This window comes from Syntrophorhabdales bacterium (genome assembly GCA_035541455.1).
In the GTDB taxonomy this organism is placed as follows: domain Bacteria; phylum Desulfobacterota; class Syntrophorhabdia; order Syntrophorhabdales; family WCHB1-27; genus JADGQN01.
Genome location: DATKNH010000104.1, coordinates 1 through 18,096, shown reverse-complemented (window position 1 = coordinate 18,096; position 18,096 = coordinate 1). Strand labels below are relative to the sequence as shown.

The following is an 18,096-nucleotide window of genomic DNA, read 5'->3' as shown; positions in this document are numbered from 1 at the left end:
CAATTTTGGGTTGACATCAACAGCCGGCTGGCGCATACTCTCCGCAAAAATTCGGGTGGTTTACGTGAGGAATATCCTCCAGATAGACGTTGAAGACTGGTACTGTGACCTGGAACTGCGGGACTGGAGCAGATGTGAGCCGCGCGTCGTCGGTGCAACAGAAAAGGTATTGTCCCTGCTCAAGGATGCGCGCACCAAAGCCACATTTTTCGTGCTGGGATATGTGGCCGAACGTTTTCCTGATCTGGTGAGGAGCATCGAGGATCAGGGCCATGAAGTAGCATCTCATGGCTATGCCCACAGAAGAATCTCTGATCAGAATCCCCGGGAATTCGAGGACGACGTAAAACGGTCCGTCGCCATCCTGGAGGGCATCACGGGCAAGAAAGTGAAAGGATACAGGGCTCCGCAGTTCACGGTAGTTAAGGAAACCTTGTGGGCGCTCGATGTACTCAGGAAGCTGGGAATGGAGTACGACTCGAGCATATTTCCTGTAAAGACGCCGCTCTACGGCATACCTGACGCGCCGCTCTATCCCTATGCGATCGAGTCAAGCAACGGAAAAGAGGGTAGCGGCTTTATGGAAATACCCCTGTCGATCTACACCGCGCCATTCCTCGGCAAGAGGATCCCCGTTGCGGGTGGCTTCTATTTCAGATTCTTCCCGTATTATTTTATCCGTCATGCTCTCAAGAGCATCAACAGGCGGGGCAACGTGGCGGTGTGCTATATCCATCCATGGGAATTTGATCCGGATAAACCGCGGATGGAAGGTTTGAGATGGTATCACTATTACCGGATCGCCGCCACCGAAAAGAAGTTTCGTAAATTGCTGGCGGATTTCACGTTTACGTCTACAGAGGACTGGATCGGGCATGAAGGAAGACGCTAAGGTAAAAGAGTATTTCACCAGAAGCGCGAAAGATTTTGACGACATCTATGAGGACCGTGGTAGCGCCCTGGCGAGGTTTGCAAACCGATTCTTCAGAAAGGGTATGCGGCTGCGATTCGAAATGACGCTGGAACTCTGCGGATCGGAAAAGAAATCGATTCTCGATATAGGCTGCGGCGCAGGCAGGTTTACGATTCCTCTTGCGGAGCGAGGCATGGACGTGGTCGGTATCGACTACTCGTCCGAGATGATACGTATGGCCGAGGAATACGTCAAGGCGCGAAATGAATCAGGCGCCACGCTGCGCGTTACGCACCTGTGCTGTGACTTCGTTGCGGAATTCGACCCGAAGGAAAAGTTTGATGTGAGCCTCGCCATAGGTGTTCTCGATTATATCAGGGAGCCGCTCCCCTTCATAAAGAAAATGAAGGAGGTCACGAGAGGGCTGATGATAACAGCCTTTCCCGCTTACACGCCGCAGGCACCAATCAGAAAAATATGGCTCTCCACCAAAGATTGCCCTGTCTTCTTCTATACAAAGAAACGGATTGTGCAACTCTACGCTGCGGCCGGCATCACTGACTATGAGATCATCCCCATCCCGGCCGCGTATCTGGTAAAGGCAAAAACTTAGAAGCGCTTGTGCATAAGGTATGATCGTGCACGAATCGGGCGTGGTTGGCCTCCGACGCTCTCCAGGGTTACCCTACCTGTGGTAGATCACGAGGGCGCCATTAAAGCCAGCTAATGCGATGTCATTTACTCTGTCTCCGTTTATATCGCTCACTGCCATCGATCCGGGATAGAAGAAATCGCTTCGTGCGTCATACAAATCCTCTGCGCCGAACGTGGCACCGGGCTGCTGAAGAAACACTCCTAGGGTCGACACGCGATGTCGCGCAATGATATCGTTCAATCCGTCACCATTGACGTCTGCTATTTGAATGGACTGTGAGTTTGCATCTGTTTCATAGCTGACGGCAGGATCGAGACCACCCTGCGCATTCTGGGCAAACACGCCTATTCTTGTACCAGGGTACGGAAGGGCAGAACTCCAGTAGCCTACAAGAACGTCATTCAGGCCATCACCATTTACATCTCCTATTGCCAGACTGGCCTTCTGCGAGACCAAGGGCAAGTTATAGTAGATCGCCTCGTTGAACGTGCCGTCCATCTTCTGGGTAAGGACGCCTATGGCGACGTCGGTACCCGCATCGCCTCTGATGACCACAATATCTGTCCTTCCGTCATTATTGATATCACCGACAGCCAAGTCTGAGCCACCGTAGCCGCCGTGCACCAACGAATGAAACACGGGCGGATCCAGACCCCCCCCAGCATTTTGATACCAGATGCTGACGGTGTTGTTTTGAGAACTGGTACTCACGATATCCATACGACCGTCATTGTTCAGATCTGCAATCTTTATGATGGCTGAGTCGCCGGTGGGGTACGCTATCCCGGAATCAAATCCTCCGGCAGGGTTCTGCAAGAACACCATGAGATTGCATCCCGCATTCCCTACGACGATGTCGTCCTTGCCGTCGTGATTCATATCACCGACAGCCACTGACTGGGCGTCACAGTATCCGCCCGGAGAATAGACTATCTGCAAAGGCGGATCCAGACTGTGTGCAGCATTTTGCGAGTAAATTAATAACGCACTGGTAGCATCGCTATAGTTTGACGAGGCCATGACAACATCATTTCGACCGTCGCCATTCATATCGGCGATAGCGACTGACTCAATATCATAACCTGGAACTGAGGGGAGCGATACGGAAGATAGAAATACGCCTGGCTCTATGCTGAAACTCCACGTGTAATCGCTGGATAGATGATTGCCTGCCAGGTCTGTTGCCCCTGTGCCGATAGTCGCAGTATAGGTCTTGCCTCTGTGCAGGATGATGCCTTGGGTTGAATATGTGGCGGTTCTGTTACTGTAGGTAACTGATCCTCCGATGAGCTGGCTATTCTCATCTCGAATGGAAAAATAATACCAAAGGCCCACGGTCGCAGGGTCCATGTCCTCGCTGAAGGTAGTGGTAATTGTTGGCGAAACACCAACACCAATCGCGCCATTGGCTGGAGTGGTGGAGACAACATAAGGAACAGTCGTGTCGATTGTGAAGGACCAGGTGTAAGGACTGACGAGTGAAATACCTCCGAAATCACGGACACCAGTAGACATGGTTACAGTATACGTTCCGTCAGGAAAAGGTAGGGACGGTGTGAAAGTAAGCCTCTTATTCTGATACGAAACCGTCCCTGCAATCGGGTTGTTGCCGGAGTCTCTTACCGTAAAAGTCGAGGTGTTGATGCTAGAAGAATTCATGTCTTGGCTGAATACAACGGTTATTGTGGAAGGGGCGGCCTTAACCCTCGTACCTTGAGCCGGCTGAACTGACGCCACCGATGGCGTGGCGCTGTGATTTCCATCAGCGTTGTAAGCAACCAATACATAATCTTCTGTGCTGTAGTACCCGCTCCCTGAGGTTACACTATGCCTCTTTACAGGACCGACGCCCGGAGCGTACCATTCGGTGAGCGCGTCTGTTACCGTCACCTGGTAGTGATAGTAGGATAAAGTTACGGTTACAGTAAGGGTGGTTTGAAGCTTTGCACAGTTGTTGAAGGTACCCGCATCAACGGTTACCGCCTCAAATCCCACAAGAGTGGTGGTCGAATAAACGGAAAAAGTCTCGTGAATGCCATCGCCATCGAGATCTTGCCCGTAATCAAGTCCCGGTCTATTGATCTGTTCGAAACTGGAGCCCACCTGCAAGGGGAACTGGGCTTCCATGTAGGGAACAATCAAAGGCGTTATGGTATCCGTGGGATCATTATTGCCATAGTATGTAATGCCGGCGCTCGTCTTTGCCCGATAGTCTTCCGCGAGTATTCCACGCGATGGATCGGATTCCTGAATGACGAGAGTTGATACGCCATTGAAGAGTCTGGTTCCCGTGATCTGCATAACATCCGTGTAGGTGGTTGCCGGCTGTCCTGTACTCGTAATAGTTACCCTGGCTTCCCACACGTTTCCAACACTCATGGGGAAGAAGTCTCCCACGTCCACCGGAACTTGTGTGGTTTGTCCAGGCGCAGAAGCAGCTGTGAGGAAACTACTGAGTGCAGGATCAGCGGCAAGCAGACCTTTAACGCTAGTAACGGTGTTCTCTAGGTTCGCACCCGCCGAAGCCTGCTTTAGCGTTGTCAGGTAATCCATATTTGAACTCAGGGTACAGAGTTCCTGCGGGGTAAAGGACGCCAACGTACCTGAGACGGCAACAACCTTTTCCAGCGCGGCTCTTACCAGTGCTTCTGATACAGGATCAATGTTGGCAGTTCCCGAAGTCACAAAGGCGCGCATTTTAGCGCCGGTTGCCTGGTTCCGCACCTGCACTATCACGTCGCTGGAGTATCCAACGTGCAGGCTGGCCAGGTTGAAAAAATACGATCCATTCGTTACCGTGGTCGTCGCTATCGTGCTTAGCGCGTTCCCCGCGTCATCGATCCGCACGAGTTCAACCACCGTTCCATCGGCAACATTGCTGATGCCTGCAATGGCTGCGTCTGCCGATGTAGTAAAGAGTCGGGCGAGGCGTTGTAGGAGGCCTGGATTCGGGTAAAAGGCAACAGCGCCTCCGGGAGCTTTTACTGTACCAGAGACCGCGGCGGGGCGATACCCCTCGATTTTCCATGGCTGCGGTATGGTATTAATATACGCACCCTGCGTGATGGTTACCCCGTTCATGTACCAGACGGCCACATCTCCTGACTGCGTCTGCCGCCAGAGGATATCGGGTTTGCCATCCCCGTTGAAATCACCAACTCCCTGTATCTCCCAGGGAGGAGGAATGGTGTTGACATACGCACCCTGCGTGATGGTTACCCCGTTCATGTACCAGACGGCCACATCTCCTGACTGCGTCTGCCGCCAGAGGATATCTGGTTTACCATCATTGTTGAAATCACCAACTCCCTGTATCTCCCAGGGAGGAGGAATGGTGTTGATGTGAGCACTTCCGGCGATGGTTGTACCGTTCATGTACCAGACGGCCACATCTCCTGACTGCGTCTGTCTCCAGAGGATATCGGGTTTACCGTCCCCGTTGAAATCACCAACTCCCTGTATCTCCCAGGGAGGAGGAATGGTGTTGATGAGCGTGCTGGACGCTATTGTCGCGTCGTTCATGTGCCACTGCACGACTTCGCCTGATCCGGTCTGTCGCCACACAATGTCGGCGCAGGTGTAGGTGGGAAAGAGTGCCAGCAGCAGCGAGCAAAGCAGGAATGAATAACGCCACGTTTGTGCTGTTTTCATGCGACCCCCGCAGAAAAGCAACACTACCTTGATTCAAGCGGCGGCGCAGTTGCCGCGCCGTATGACTTGCTGCAGATGATTAGTTCGATTCTATGCTTTGAACGGGATTGATGTCAAGCAGCTTTTGGGTCTAAATTTGGTAAACTTTTTGGTTAGAATAAATGGCGAAGATGCCCGGGACAGATTAGTTTACTGCCTAGTACGCTGTCTGTTCAAAATGCATTTTCCGCGATTTCCAGTGCTGCCCTGTCCATGGTCAGTATTACCTGGGCTTTGGCAGTGGCCTGGCTCAGCACCGTGCTTGCGAAATAGCGGGCAGACGCCAATTTGCCGCTGTAAAATGCTGCAGCGGAATCTTCGACCGCAAGCTTCTCAATTCCTGCCGCATCCGCCTTAAGGCCACATTTTTCCGCCAGTCCATCCAGCCGTTCCCATGCGATGACCGCCTGCCACAGAAGCAGCCAGCCGACGGTTACGTCGCCGAAGAGTTCCAGGTAGGGGGTGGCATAGAGTGCAAGACCACGAAAGTCCTTCTTCTGTATGCTGACAAGAAATCGGGAAACCTCGGATAATGCTTCTTCGGCTGCAGCTAACCTCTCTATGTACGAAGCCAGTGTTGGGTGGTTTTTGTTTCTCGCGCAGAATTCTTGAATGTCCGCCAGGTGACCCTCGAAGAGGCTCTTGCTGTCCTGTCCGAGATTGCGGCTGGCGAGCGTCAACGCCTGGATCCCGTTGGTGCCCTCGAAGATGGAGTGCACCTTCTCATCCCTCAGGAATTGCTCAATCGGGTAATCCTTCATGTAGCCGTAACCGCCGTAGACCTGCATCGCCGTTTCCGTCACACGAAAACTCATATCTGAGCCGTATGCCTTTGCAACCGGTGTGAGAAAGGCAGTCCGCCTTTCCCACTCTGTCTGCTCCTCTTTGCTGCGAGCCGTTTTTTCGCGGTCGATGCAATATGAAGCATAAAGGATAAGCGCACGGACCCCTTCGGTGTAAGCTTTCATCTGAAGCAGCATGCGGCGTACGTCGGGATGCCTGATGATCGGCGCCTGGCCTGCGTCCTTGGGCGCTCCGATTTCCGCGCCCTGGAGTCTCTCTTTCGCATAGGCAAGGGCGTGAAGGTAGGCACTACTTGCAACAGAAGCCCCGTGGCGAGCCGCAATGAGCCTCGATTCATTCATCATGGTGAAAAAGATTGGCAAGCCTCCGTTCTCCCTGCCCACGAGTTCACCGCGGCAAGTACCTTCTTCGCCGAAATTGAGATGACACGTGGGAGAGCCTTTGAGGCCCATCTTTTTTTCAACCGAGATGACCTTCACATCGTTCGGTTCTCCCAGTGAGCCGTCAGGATTGACCTTTATCTTTGGAACAAGAAAGAGCGAAAGACCCTGGGTCCCGGCCGGAGCGCCTTTTACTCTTGCCAGCACCAGATGGATGATATTCTCTGTAAGATCAGTGTCTCCTCCGGTGATTAACATCTTACTCCCGACAATCGAGTAGGTCCCATCCGAATTTCGCTCTGCGCGGGTTTTGGTGGCCGCCAGATCGCTCCCTGCCTCTGCTTCCGTCAGCACCATGGTTCCAGTCCACTTGCCGGAAACAATACTGGGCATGTACTTCTTTTTCTGATCCTCTGTCCCGTGCGTAAATATGAGCAAGGCTGCGCCCCGCGTCATAGCGGCCAGCGTCTGGAAGGCGAGGTTTCCGGCTTCAAACCATTCGTTGGCGGCCATGCCGACCACCATGGGCATGCCCATTCCTTCCATTTCCTGGGGAAGGTCGAGTCCCCGCCATCCTCCATCATTCCACTTACGCCAGAGATCGTGGAAGTATTTGGGAACATACACCTTGCCCTCTTTCAGGAGGCAACCTTCGGAATCACTATCCGCATTGGTCGGCATCATGGCTGTTGTCGCAAGTTTTTTCGCCTGGCTGAGAACCTGCTTATAGGTTTCTCCATCGAACTCCGCATAGAGTTCAGATTCTGAAAACTTGTCAACGTGAAATTGCTCGAAGAGGATCATCTTCTGATCCCGTTCATCGACTAAGAGGTCTGCCATGGTACTGCTCCTTGTTTTTGTCTGTTAAGGGCTGTCGCCGGGAATTCTGCTTTGCAAAAACCATAAACCATCGAAGATGGAGACAGGCTTTGCGAGCGCAGGCTAAAAGTATATACTGCAGATGCCGTTAAGGGCAAACTATAAGTTCATTTTTGCTTTTGATACGTGACTTTTATAGAATGGAAGAAGGGGGTGCGGGAATGGACGCCAACAAAGATCGGGTGGAAGCAAGGGGGGAAGGGGTGACACGCAGGAGATTCATCAAGGCAGTGGGGCTGGGCAGTGCTGCAGCGGGACTCGCTGCGGTTGCGGTCGCAGGGAATGCTGCGGGCACTGGCAGTGAGAGCACAAAGAAAAAACCCGGTACTGAAAGCGGGAAGAAGAGACTCAAGCTCACCGTGGGTTTTTCGGAAAACCCACGGGTGGCGCCGCTCAGGGAGGGAATCGTCAAGCCGCAGAACATAGAGCTGGAAATCGTTACGGTCAGTCCGGGTACTCTTTTTTATCGTAACCTCTCTTCCGGGCCGGAGTTTGATGTTTCTGAGATGTCCATCTCTGAGACGCTTCTTGCCAAGGAAAGGAGCGAAGCCTTCGGCAAAGGGAGATGGGATTGGACGCCTATACCGGTCTTTCTGAGCAGGGGGCTCTTCTGGGCCGCTCTTTACGTGAATACCTCCTCGGGCATAGAGCACCTTCGGGACCTCAAGGGGAAAAAGATCGGGGTGCCTGACTACTGCATGACTGCGGCGCTCTGGTTCAAGATTACTCTCAAGGATCTGTACGGGATCGAGGCGAAAGACAATGCCTGGTATAATGGCCGGACCAAACAGCTGAGCCACGGAGGAGCGTTGGGCCTGGATGTACAAGGACAGGGGGTGGACAAGGGCGTCACCCACCGTTGGCTGACCGTTGATCAAACGCTCGATGTCATGCTTGACCGAGGAGAGCTTGACGCTATATTTCCGCCGTCGCCGGCGGGTGGTGTCACAGCAGGAAGAAGCGACGTTATCGATCGCTATGGCGGTACGCCCATGGTCAATAATCCGCGAGTGCGAAGGCTGCTCAATGATGAAGGGAAGGGGGCCATTTACGAGTTTTTCCGCAAGACCGGATGCCACCAACCCAATCACCATGTGATCATCAAGAACAGCGTGCTCCGTGAGCACCCATGGGTGGCTATGGAACTCTACAACGCGTTCCAGCAATCAAAAGAGATCGCCTACGAGCGGGCAAGGAAGGCTAGATCAACCTACCTGTACTTCGAGGAAAGTGACTGGAAGGAGCAGCAGGCAGTCTTCGGGGAAGACCCGTACCCGCTTGGTATTAAAGCGATGCGAAAGACAGTTGAGCGGGCTGTCAAAGGTTCGCTGGAGCAGGGATTGATCAGAAAGCCGATTAAGGTAGAAGACCTCTACTTTCGCACCACGCTGGATACATAGAACCAATTGAGATTTAGCCGTATATCAAATATCAAATGTTCCAAACCGTGGAAATCCGCGAACACTCCGTTTCGAGCTTTACGGTCATTGAATATTGTTTGAGATTTCGATATTAGAATTTAGAATTTTTCCCGGCTGCCGCTTAGGCTTCCCGCTGAATACGAACTGGGCATGAGACGCGCCCAGCGGCTTGCCGGGTCCTTACGCCATTCCGGCGAATGCCGGAATCCAGATTGGTTGATGTCTCTGGGTCCCGGCTTCGCCGGCATGGCTACGCAGGGGAAGGAAGTACTTGCCTAAGCAGGTACTAGTACTCGTAAATGCTGGGTATCTTTTTCGCCTTTTCCTGGGCCTTCCAGTACTCGGTGCGCTCCTTGATGAATGCAATCCACGTGTCGATTTCCTGCTCTTTGTAGCCTTTGCCGACTAAATCCTTCTTGTAGTCGGCGATCACCGGTTGGACGGCTTTCACCCACTTGGCTGTTTCGGCGTCCGTGAGGTTGATTACCTGTCCGCCGTTCTTCTTCAGGAAGTCTATGCCGCCTATGTCGATGCTGTTGAAAGCGATACCCCACTTATCCTTGTACTCGTGGGAGACCTCGGCAAAGAGCTTCTGCATGTCGGGAGGCAGTGCATCCCATTTAGCCTTGCTCATGGTCACATAGAACCCGAAGCAGCCGCCAGTCTTCCAGGACGCTGTTACGAACTTGACCAGTTCGCCTAACTTGAAGCCCTCGAGCGTCTCGGCTGATGCTAAGTTGCCGTCGAGCACGCCGCGGCGCAGAGCCTCATATAGATCGACCATCTCGATCGGCATGGGGGTCGCCCCGAGAGCCTTCACGATGTCGCCGATGCGGCCGGTCCCCCTTATTTTGAGGCCTTTCAAGTCCTCCAGGGTTTTTACCTGCTTGCTCAGGGTCATGATCACGTTTGGGGTCCCGGGACAGAAAATGAGTGGATGAAACTGGTCCCATTCTTTGGGTTTGAACTTATCGTAAAACTCATTCGCCACACCGGCGCCTACCCACGCACTGGGAAACCCCAGCGGAAGCTCGATTGCTTCCATCACGGGAAAGCGACCCCGGGAGTACGCCAGATGGGAGAGCCCGATATCGGCGATACCCGTGACTACGCCGGCTGCCATTTTGGGTGCGGTCAGCAGGGTCCCTCCGGGATAGTAGGAGATCTCGACTTTACCGCCTGATTTCTTGTTTATCTCCTGTGTAAATTCAGCAAAAACTTGTGCATTCTTGTGCGTGGGTGGGAAATAGTTTGCGAATTTCAGCTTGATGGGCGCGTCGGCTGCAGCGCATATCGAGTAGAATGAAAGCATGACGAGAGCCAGACTCACAACTGCTACCTTTCGTACCATATTTCCTCCTTGGCATCGTGGAATAAAGAACCCGGTACCTTTGTTTGCGTCCAGCGCCGAAGAACACCCCTCCGGTGAGACAGGGCATGCGCGAGGATACCTCTAGGATGCTACGCTACAGGATTCCGCCTGTCAAGGGTTTTTGTGCAGGACCTTGTCATAGGCGGAACAGCCAGTGAATAGTAGAAGCTACTTAGTTGATATTTGTGTGATATATGATTATAAAAAAAACCTCATAGAATTTTAAATACACCCAAAAATAATAATACAATGATATAATAAACACTCATAGATGTTATAAGCAATTTATAATGACATAATGTAATACAAATGGAATGACAGCAGAAGCAAGGGTTTTCGTCCGGAAACAATCACCGCGCAAATCTGCCTGGCGCACCCTCGTGTCGGCGGCGTGATGCGAAGATAGTCAGGGATCCAGGATAATCAGTGCATCAACCGCAACAGGACCGCTGTCGGAAAGGAGTAATGGGTTGATGTCGATCTCCCGGATGGCAGGCTGTTCAAAGCCCAAGCGACCTACCTTGACCACAATGTCTGCAAGCTGGTCGATATCTGCGTCCGGCATGCCGCGAACTGCGTCCAGGATCTTTCTGGCCCTGAGGTCGTTGATCATGTGCACCGCGTCGGCCCTCTCTAGCGGCGCAACGCGAAAGGAGATGTCCTGCAGGATCTCTGTGAAGATCCCTCCAAGGCCGAACATCACGCACGGACCGAACTGGGAATCCCTCGTGAAACCGACGACCAGTTCCCTGCTCCCCTTGATCATTTCCTGCACAAGCACGGAACCTCCGGCGGCTTCGACCTTGCGGGAAATGCTGTTGAACGCGGCTACTGCTTCCTCTTCGGTGCGGATATCAATGCGCACCAGGCCTTCTTCCGTTTTGTGCCGTACGTCCGGGCCGCAAGCCTTGATGGCTACCGGGAACCCTATCGCCTCAAGGCTTTCCTTGAGGTCCTGTGGCCCGTGTATCTCTTTCTCTCGCGTGACCGGGATTCCGTGCGATCGCAGCATTTCTTTGGATTCGTGTTCCGAGAGGGCGGTTCTGCCAGCCTTACGTGCTGCTTCTAACGGACTCAGAGCATATCCGGATGGCAGCGGATGCCTCTGGTGATTCATTTTTTTCGGGGCTGCCTCAGCCGCGCGTATCCGAAAGTCAGTGTATCCTGACAACCGGGACAGGGCTTCGGCTGCCCTTGCCGCGTCAGCGTAAGCAGGGATGCCGCTCGCGAGGAGCAACCCTACGTCCTGGGTCACGGACTGCGCGGTGCCTGCCATGACGGTTACTGCGACGGGTTTCTTATTTCTTATTTCTGCCAGCGCCTCCAGCATCAGGTCGCGAAGCAACTCCCCTCCTACAACTGAGATGACGAGCAGCATGTCGATATTCTCATCTTCCGCTGCAATAACGAGGGCATCTTTGCAGATGCGAGGCGACACCATCGAGGCGAGGCTAAGGTCTATGGGGTTGCCGATGCTGCCTCCGACGGGCGGCATTGCCTTGCGAAGCTTCTCGGTCGTGGACTGAGAAAACTGCGGTACCTCCAGTCCCAGTTCAAGGCACCTGTCAGTAGTACCTACCGCGGTGCCGCCTGGTCCACTGATGATTCCGACCCGTTTTCCCTTCGGCAGCGGCTGAAGATGAACGGCGTAGAGAGAGTCGAGTGCCTCTTCAAAACTTGTGACGCTGATGACGCCTGCCTGCTTCAGCGCTCCCTTCCAGATCCTGCCCGAACCTGCAAGAGCACCGGTGTGGGATATGGCCGCTTTGGCACCGGATGCTGTCGTGCCGCCTTTCCAGAGAATAATCGGTTTCTTTTCCGATATCTCTCTTGCTGCCTCGTAAAATCGCCTGCCGTCCTGCATGCCCTCCACGTAAGCAACGATCGTTTTGGTTTCCGGGTCCTCCCCCAGATACTCCAGAAAGTCGGTCGCCTTCAGATCGGACTCGTTGCCGACGCTTACGGCTTTGCTGAAGTTGACGCCGTTGCCGGTGGCTGTCAACGTCAGATAATCAGCGAAAAAGCCGCTCTGGGAAACGACACCCACCGAACCGGGAGTCATGCCCGCACCCAGGATGTAGGGTAACCCCGATGCGGGGCAATAAATCCCGACGCAGTTCGGCCCTATGATGCGGGCCCCGCTCTGGCGCGCGATGCGCACCATCTCCTGCTGCACCTTCTTTCCGTCACCTCCTGTTTCCCCGAAGCCGGAGGTAGTGATAACAATTGTCTTCACTCCCTTCGCAGCACACTCCTTTACAGTTGCCAACGCCGAATCCGTAGGAGTCAGGACTATGGCCATGTCCACCGGGCCCGGGATTTCTGCGACGCTCCGAAAAGCTTTTACGCCGAGAATCTCTTCTTCTCCGGGGTTCACGGGATACAGCTTTTGAAAGCCTGCTTCGAGGAAGCGGTCCATGAGGACGCGTCCTATCTTTCCAGGTTTACCTGAAGCACCGATGAGCGCGAGCGACTTCGGGTGAAACATAGGGTCCAGTTCTGCGAAAATGGTTCTCTCTGGCATATACACTCCGCAACAAGTCTTTGGAAGTCTATACCAACTCCCGTAGGTTTGTACAAGTCTTATCCGGGTATGGCACTACCATCTCACCCACCCGAAGGTTGAGGGAAGATCCATCTCTGCGCGCGTTCCTTATGCTGGGGAGAGGTATCGGGCCACACGATCTTCAGACTTCCCGCGTATCTCTCGGCCAGTTCCACCATGACCACATCAGGTCTTTCCCTGTCAATTATGGGAAAATCGATAGTAAGCGGCGAGCCGAGAAATGTTGCCTTACAAAAGCTTTCGGACAGGTAGGGAATCATGAAGTGCAAGAAAGAATCCCCGAAGGCAACAAGACTCAGCCCCTTGCAATCTAGTACTTCGCTCCTCACTGCGGTGGTATAGGCATACGGTGCATGTGAACGTTTAGCCGCGGAGGCTTTGAGAGGCTTGAGTGTGACCTCTGTGTCAGTCATGAGATCAGCCATGTTCACCATTCCAGCCAGATCACGACCGGGAATCCTTGCTGCCGAAAGTTGGAAATCGGCAAGCGTAAGCACCTTCACGCCGTGATACCTGGCCTGCACCGCTTTCATTACCGCGCTGTAAGCGAGAAAAGCGCCCAGATTGTTCCAGTGGGTGTCGGTTTTGTAGTAGAGCGGATACGCCATTTCGTTTTTTGCAGTTGCCATTAACCTCCTGGTATCGACAAAGGATGTGTGAGCATCATCCTTCCCCCACGCGCTATCCAGTTGATCGACGCGCGACGAAGTACCTTTCATCATCGCCATTCTGCTCGGAAGATACTCCTCATAGATGGTATGCTTGCTCGGGGCGATGACAAGAATAAGAAGAATATTCCTCGACTCCGCCTCTCTTCTCAGCCTCTTCATATTTTGTTGCAGCGCGGATACCTGGTTAGGCGCAAATCCTGCTAGACCGTAGTAGTCTTCGAGGCTCGATCCGTCGTTGGGAACATTGTAGAAGAGCCACCCGTCTTTACCCACAACAATATCCGGCAACGGCGTCGGAGAGACGCCGAAGATCTCCAGATTCACAACGCTGTTGACGCGGATCAGCAGGTTCCTGAAACCGAAGTTGTCGTTAAAGTATTTTTGGTAATCCTGTATGTAAGTCCAGAAAGAGGCAAGGGTCAGCGGCATGAGATGGGGCTTGGCAGCGAGGGTTCTATTCTCCTGACTCTTCAGATCGGGAAAGATCCGGAGGCTCATCTGGACAAACGGCAGGCACAGGAGGATGATCACCAGTGAGACTACCAGGGCAGAAAAAATTGTTTCGACTCTTATTCTCTTACGGGTTCCTTCCATGACCGAAGCCTAAAATTGAAAATATATGAATGCCTTGTACACATCGTACGTTGTAGCTGATAAAGACAGGATGAAAAGAGCGAGCAGCACCGAGGCGGCTATCGCGTGCCGCACAGCCGCCAGTGGCACACTCTCGCCGACGTGTGAGCCCGCGTACAAGACCAGATTTCTCATTGCAGGCGTGCTGCCGATGATGCCGATAACGAGCAGTGTTACAATCTTGGCATTTATAAGTGCTGCGAATGATGGCACCGTGATTGCTCCGTTGAGCCCGAACATGGCCCTCAGGTAAGTGACTGCCTGCGCCATGTCCGCTGATCTGAAAAAAACCCAGCCCAGGACGAAGACGAGGCAGGTGTACAGGTTGTTGAGGATAGCAAGGCGTGAGAGCTTCAGGCCCGGCTTCGTTCTCTCAAAGGCCAGAAAAAGTCCATGCCACAAACCCCAGACGACAAACGTCCAACTTGCTCCGTGCCACAATCCGCAGAGCAGAAAGACGATCAGAAGGTTGGCATAGACCCTGTGCGGCCGTACTCTATTTCCGCCGAGAGGAATGTACAGGTAATCCCGGAACCACTCTGAAAGAGTGATGTGCCACCGCCTCCAGAATTCCCTGACAGAGCGGGCAATATAGGGATAGTTAAAGTTTTCGGGTGTCGTGAAGCCGAACATCCTGGCGAGACCGATAGCCATATCCGTATAGCCGGAAAAATCGAAATAGATCTGCAGCGTGTAGCAGAGTATGCCGAGCCACGCTGCAGAGGGCGACAGACGAGCCAACGGCAGGCTGAAAGCCTGATCTACGACCGGACCGAGCTGGTTGGCTATAAGGACCTTCTTACCCAATCCTATAATGAACCTCTCCATGCCACTCCTTAATCTTTCCAGTGTTATCCTGCGCCCGATCATTTGAGAAGCCATGTCGCGGTAGCGGGCAATGGGGCCGGCCAGAAGCTGCGGGAAAAACGAGTGGTATAGTGAATAAAGGATGATATTTTTCTGGGCCTTTACGTCCCTGCGGTAGACATCTATCACATAGGAGAGGGCCTTGAAGGTGAAAAAGGAAATGCCGAGAGGCAGATAAATCCTGGGGAGGGCCAGGGCAAGGCCCGTCACGACCGCAATAACGCCTGACTCTCCGGCAATGAAGTAAAGGTATTTGAAAGAAACAAGCAATGCAATATTGAATGCCACGGCTGCAGAAAGCGCGACTTTGGCATTTCTGTTCTTTCCAGTCTCTTGATATTTTTCAATGAGCAGAGCGAATCCGTAATTGACGCAAACAGATGCTGCCAGGAGCAGTACATAATTTCTTTCAGTGCAGTAATAGAAGAAGAGACTCATGAACAGAAGGGAGAGATTTTTAAAGCGTTTCGGGGTCAGGAAATAGACCCCTAGTGTGAGAGGCAGAAATAAGAAGATGAAGATCACCGAGCTGAAGAGCATCACGCACCCAAAGAGTCATTATGGGAAATTGCAGGTATCAAGTTTATGTTAGGCCTTCGGCGTTGTCAATGAGGGTCGTAGCCGGGTGAAATGCTACTGGTGACGGCCCCTTAGTGCCAGATCCTGATACATACCTTTGTCCTATTTACAAAACAAGAAAACAGAACGATAATGTACTGTCAGGAGTATGCCCTTGGTGCGCAGAACCTCTTCGAAGGAAAGAAAGTAATGAGACGCGACAGGCTTGCAGGGGTCATTCCGGCAATGAAGATTGTCGTTCTCATACTTCTCCTATCCGCATCGATTTCTTACGCCCAGGTAGAAGAAATCCAGACAGCAATCAGGCTCAGGGGGCACCAATGGGTTGCAGGTGAGACGTCGGTCTCGCATCTGCCTGCGCACGAGAAGAAAATGCGCACGGGGCTTATCAAACCAACGCACACGGCAGGGGCTCCGGTCCTCGCTGAGCAACAGACTGAGCCAGCCACGGGTTCACCCGCAAGTCTTGACTGGAGAAACAACAGCGGCAACTCTGTAACACCGGTGAGGAACCAAGGGAACTGCGGAAGCTGCTGGGCGTTTGCCACGACCGCTGCGCTTGAATCTGCCTTGATCAGGTCAGGGGTGCCGGCTGCTGGACTTGACAAATCCGAGCAGGTACTCGTCTCGTGCGGCGGTGCGGGAAGCTGCGCCGGTGGCTATATCAGCACTGCTTCTCAATTTATCCAGAATACGGGACTGCCGGCAGAAACGTGTTACCCATACACAGCCACCGACGGCACCTGTTCCGCTGCCTGCTCCAACTGGCAGTCATCGACTTCCAAAATAAGCAGCTGGAGCTGGGTTACCACTTCCTCTCCAACGGTTACTGCGCTGAAGAATGGTCTGAATAGCTATGGCCCGCTCGTCACAACAATGGATGTGTATAATGACTTCTTCTACTACACGAGCGGAATCTATGCGCATACGTCCGGAAGCTACGCGGGTGGGCATGCAGTGCTCCTTGTCGGCTATGATGATCCGGGCCAGTATTTTATTGTGAAGAATAGCTGGGGAACCGGCTGGGGCGAGTCCGGGTTTTTCAGGATCGCTTATACGGAATTGACGAGCGTGGTTGGTTTCGGAGAGTACACAATTGCATACACCCCCGCGCCTGTATCCGGCGACAGCGCCCCGCCGACCGTTACCAATTTCGTGATCCCCTCGACGTCCACATCACTGACCGTCACCATCACAACGTTCACGGCGACTGACAATGTGGCGGTCACAGGCTACCTGCTCACCGAAACAAGTTCAACGCCTTCGGCCTCAGCCTCCGGCTGGTCGGCCACGGCTCCGGCTACATACACCTTCAGTTCAGCGGGCACCAAGACGCTCTACGCCTGGGCAAAGGACGCAGCAGGGAATGTGTCCACGAGTGCTACGGGAGTCGTCACAATAACATTGGCTGACCTGACCCCGCCGACCGTTACCAATTTCGTGATCCCCTCGACGTCCACATCACTGACCGTCACCATCACCACGTTCACGGCGACTGACAATGTGGCGGTCACAGGCTACCTGCTCACCGAAACAAGCTCAACGCCTTCGGCCTCAGCCTCCGGCTGGTCGGCCACGGCTCCGGCTACATACACCTTCAGTTCAGCAGGAAGCAAGACGCTCTACGCCTGGGCAAAGGACGCAGCAGGGAATGTGTCTACGGGTGTCTCACGCGGTGTTACCATAACTCTCGCTGACAGCAGTGCACCCACGATCACCGGTTTTATCATCCCCTCAACGTCCACATCACTGACCGTCACCATCACCACGTTCACGGCGACTGACAATGTCGCGGTCACAGGCTACCTGCTCACCGAAACAAGCTCAACGCCTTCGGCCTCAGCCTCCGGCTGGTCGGCCACGGCTCCGGCTACATACACCTTCAGTTCAGCGGGCACCAGGACGCTCTACGCCTGGGCAAAGGACGCAGCCGGAAACGTATCCAACAGCCTAAATCGTACGGTGGTGATTACATTGCCTGTAGCCCCTAGTCTCGAGATTTTCGGGCGTCAGACGCAATCAGGTGACGTGGCCGTCTGGTACATGAACGGGACAACCATCACCGGAAGCGCCTATATCACTACCATTCCTCCGCCCTGGCAGATCGAGGGTGTCGGTGATTTCAACAACGATGGTAAACCCGATATCCTCTGGCGGCAGACCCAGTCGGGAGACGTGGCCGTCTGGTACATGAACGGGACAACCGTCACACGAGGTGTCTATGTTGCTACTATTCCTCCGCCCTGGCAGATCGAGGGCGTCGGTGATTTCAACGGGGACGGCAAGGCTGATATTCTCTGGCGGCAGGCTCAATCAGGGGATGTGGCCGTCTGGTACATGAACGGGACAACCGTCACACAAGGTGTCTATGTAGGCCTCTTGCCTCTGCCATGGCGCATAGAAGGTGTCTACCAGTAAAAGGAATATCGAAGATGCTCACCTTTCAGGCTAAGAGTGCATGTCTCCAGTCATTTCTGAATTACACAAATTCGCCGTTTCTTGTGTGATTGCTCTTTGCCCTACGTGGGCGTTTAGCGTCTCAGCGTTTCTCTGAACTTCCACATACGGAATACGGAAAAGGGTGCTCCTCTCCCGCCTTCCACATCTTCGGCGACGGCGGTGGGGGCATACCCTTTTTCCTTCCGAAGTGAGCTTGCGCAGGAACC

At 53.4% G+C, this 18,096-nt stretch carries 10 protein-coding genes; 4 read left to right on the top strand and 6 right to left on the bottom strand.

Translation table 11 applies throughout. The annotated features are described in order from the left end of the window. Nucleotides 1-64 precede the first annotated feature (64 nt). Complete coding sequence (locus tag VMT71_10770) at nt 65-892, top strand: XrtA system polysaccharide deacetylase (GenBank protein HVN24443.1); 828 nt, start codon at nt 65-67, stop codon at nt 890-892. After that, nucleotides 876-1,526 carry a methyltransferase domain-containing protein gene (locus VMT71_10765; protein ID HVN24442.1) on the top strand — a complete coding sequence of 217 codons (651 nt, stop codon included), beginning with the start codon at nt 876-878 and terminating at the stop codon, nt 1,524-1,526. Before VMT71_10770 ends, VMT71_10765 begins: the two co-directional genes overlap by 17 nt. Before the next feature lie 72 nt (nt 1,527-1,598). On the opposite strand, the gene VMT71_10760 is transcribed toward VMT71_10765, so the two are convergent. Both VMT71_10760 and VMT71_10755 read right to left on the bottom strand, forming a co-directional pair. Continuing rightward, a complete protein-coding gene (locus VMT71_10760) occupies nt 1,599-5,219 on the bottom strand; it encodes an FG-GAP-like repeat-containing protein (GenBank protein ID HVN24441.1) in 3,621 nt (1,206 codons plus the stop codon). A gap of 212 nt (nt 5,220-5,431) precedes the next feature. Beyond that, on the bottom strand, nt 5,432-7,282 hold the full coding sequence (locus VMT71_10755; protein ID HVN24440.1) for an acyl-CoA dehydrogenase: 1,851 nt from the start codon (nt 7,280-7,282) through the stop codon (nt 5,432-5,434). Between the two features lie 200 nt (nt 7,283-7,482). Here VMT71_10755 and VMT71_10750 point away from each other — a divergent pair, with 200 nt between their 5' ends. Continuing rightward, entirely contained in the window at nt 7,483-8,721 is a 1,239-nt protein-coding gene (locus VMT71_10750; GenBank protein HVN24439.1) for a hypothetical protein, read from the top strand. Nucleotides 8,722-9,028: 307 nt separating this feature from the next. Here VMT71_10750 and VMT71_10745 read toward each other — a convergent pair whose 3' ends face one another. The 4 genes from VMT71_10745 to VMT71_10730 all read right to left on the bottom strand — a co-directional run bounded on the left by VMT71_10745 (nt 9,029) and on the right by VMT71_10730 (nt 15,391). After that, a complete protein-coding gene (locus VMT71_10745; protein ID HVN24438.1) occupies nt 9,029-10,093 on the bottom strand; it encodes a TRAP transporter substrate-binding protein in 1,065 nt (354 codons plus the stop codon). Between the two features lie 427 nt (nt 10,094-10,520). Beyond that, entirely contained in the window at nt 10,521-12,638 is a 2,118-nt protein-coding gene (locus VMT71_10740) for an acetate--CoA ligase family protein (protein HVN24437.1), read from the bottom strand. 83 nt (nt 12,639-12,721) lie between these two features. Further along, on the bottom strand, nt 12,722-13,945 hold the full coding sequence (locus tag VMT71_10735; GenBank protein ID HVN24436.1) for a hypothetical protein: 1,224 nt from the start codon (nt 13,943-13,945) through the stop codon (nt 12,722-12,724). Nucleotides 13,946-13,954: 9 nt separating this feature from the next. After that, nucleotides 13,955-15,391 (bottom strand): MBOAT family protein, encoded by a 1,437-nt coding sequence (locus VMT71_10730; GenBank protein ID HVN24435.1) that lies wholly within the window; start codon nt 15,389-15,391, stop codon nt 13,955-13,957. A 171-nt stretch (nt 15,392-15,562) separates the two neighbouring features. Here VMT71_10730 and VMT71_10725 point away from each other — a divergent pair, with 171 nt between their 5' ends. Beyond that, nucleotides 15,563-17,848 (top strand): C1 family peptidase, encoded by a 2,286-nt coding sequence (locus tag VMT71_10725; GenBank protein ID HVN24434.1) that lies wholly within the window; start codon nt 15,563-15,565, stop codon nt 17,846-17,848. The last annotated feature ends 248 nt before the right edge of the window (nt 17,849-18,096 follow it).

Bases quoted from the DNA above. Each gene is read 5' to 3' on its own strand.
- VMT71_10760 (HVN24441.1), bottom strand. From the start codon at position 5,219: ATGAAAACAGCACAAACGTGGCGTTATTCATTCCTGCTTTGCTCGCTG.
- VMT71_10755 (HVN24440.1), bottom strand. From the start codon at position 7,282: ATGGCAGACCTCTTAGTCGATGAACGGGATCAGAAGATGATCCTCTTC.
- VMT71_10765 (HVN24442.1), top strand. From the start codon at position 876: ATGAAGGAAGACGCTAAGGTAAAAGAGTATTTCACCAGAAGCGCGAAA.
- VMT71_10725 (HVN24434.1), top strand. From the start codon at position 15,563: ATGTACTGTCAGGAGTATGCCCTTGGTGCGCAGAACCTCTTCGAAGGA.
- VMT71_10735 (HVN24436.1), bottom strand. From the start codon at position 13,945: ATGGAAGGAACCCGTAAGAGAATAAGAGTCGAAACAATTTTTTCTGCC.
- VMT71_10740 (HVN24437.1), bottom strand. From the start codon at position 12,638: ATGCCAGAGAGAACCATTTTCGCAGAACTGGACCCTATGTTTCACCCG.
- VMT71_10750 (HVN24439.1), top strand. From the start codon at position 7,483: ATGGACGCCAACAAAGATCGGGTGGAAGCAAGGGGGGAAGGGGTGACA.
- VMT71_10745 (HVN24438.1), bottom strand. From the start codon at position 10,093: ATGGTACGAAAGGTAGCAGTTGTGAGTCTGGCTCTCGTCATGCTTTCA.
- VMT71_10730 (HVN24435.1), bottom strand. From the start codon at position 15,391: ATGCTCTTCAGCTCGGTGATCTTCATCTTCTTATTTCTGCCTCTCACA.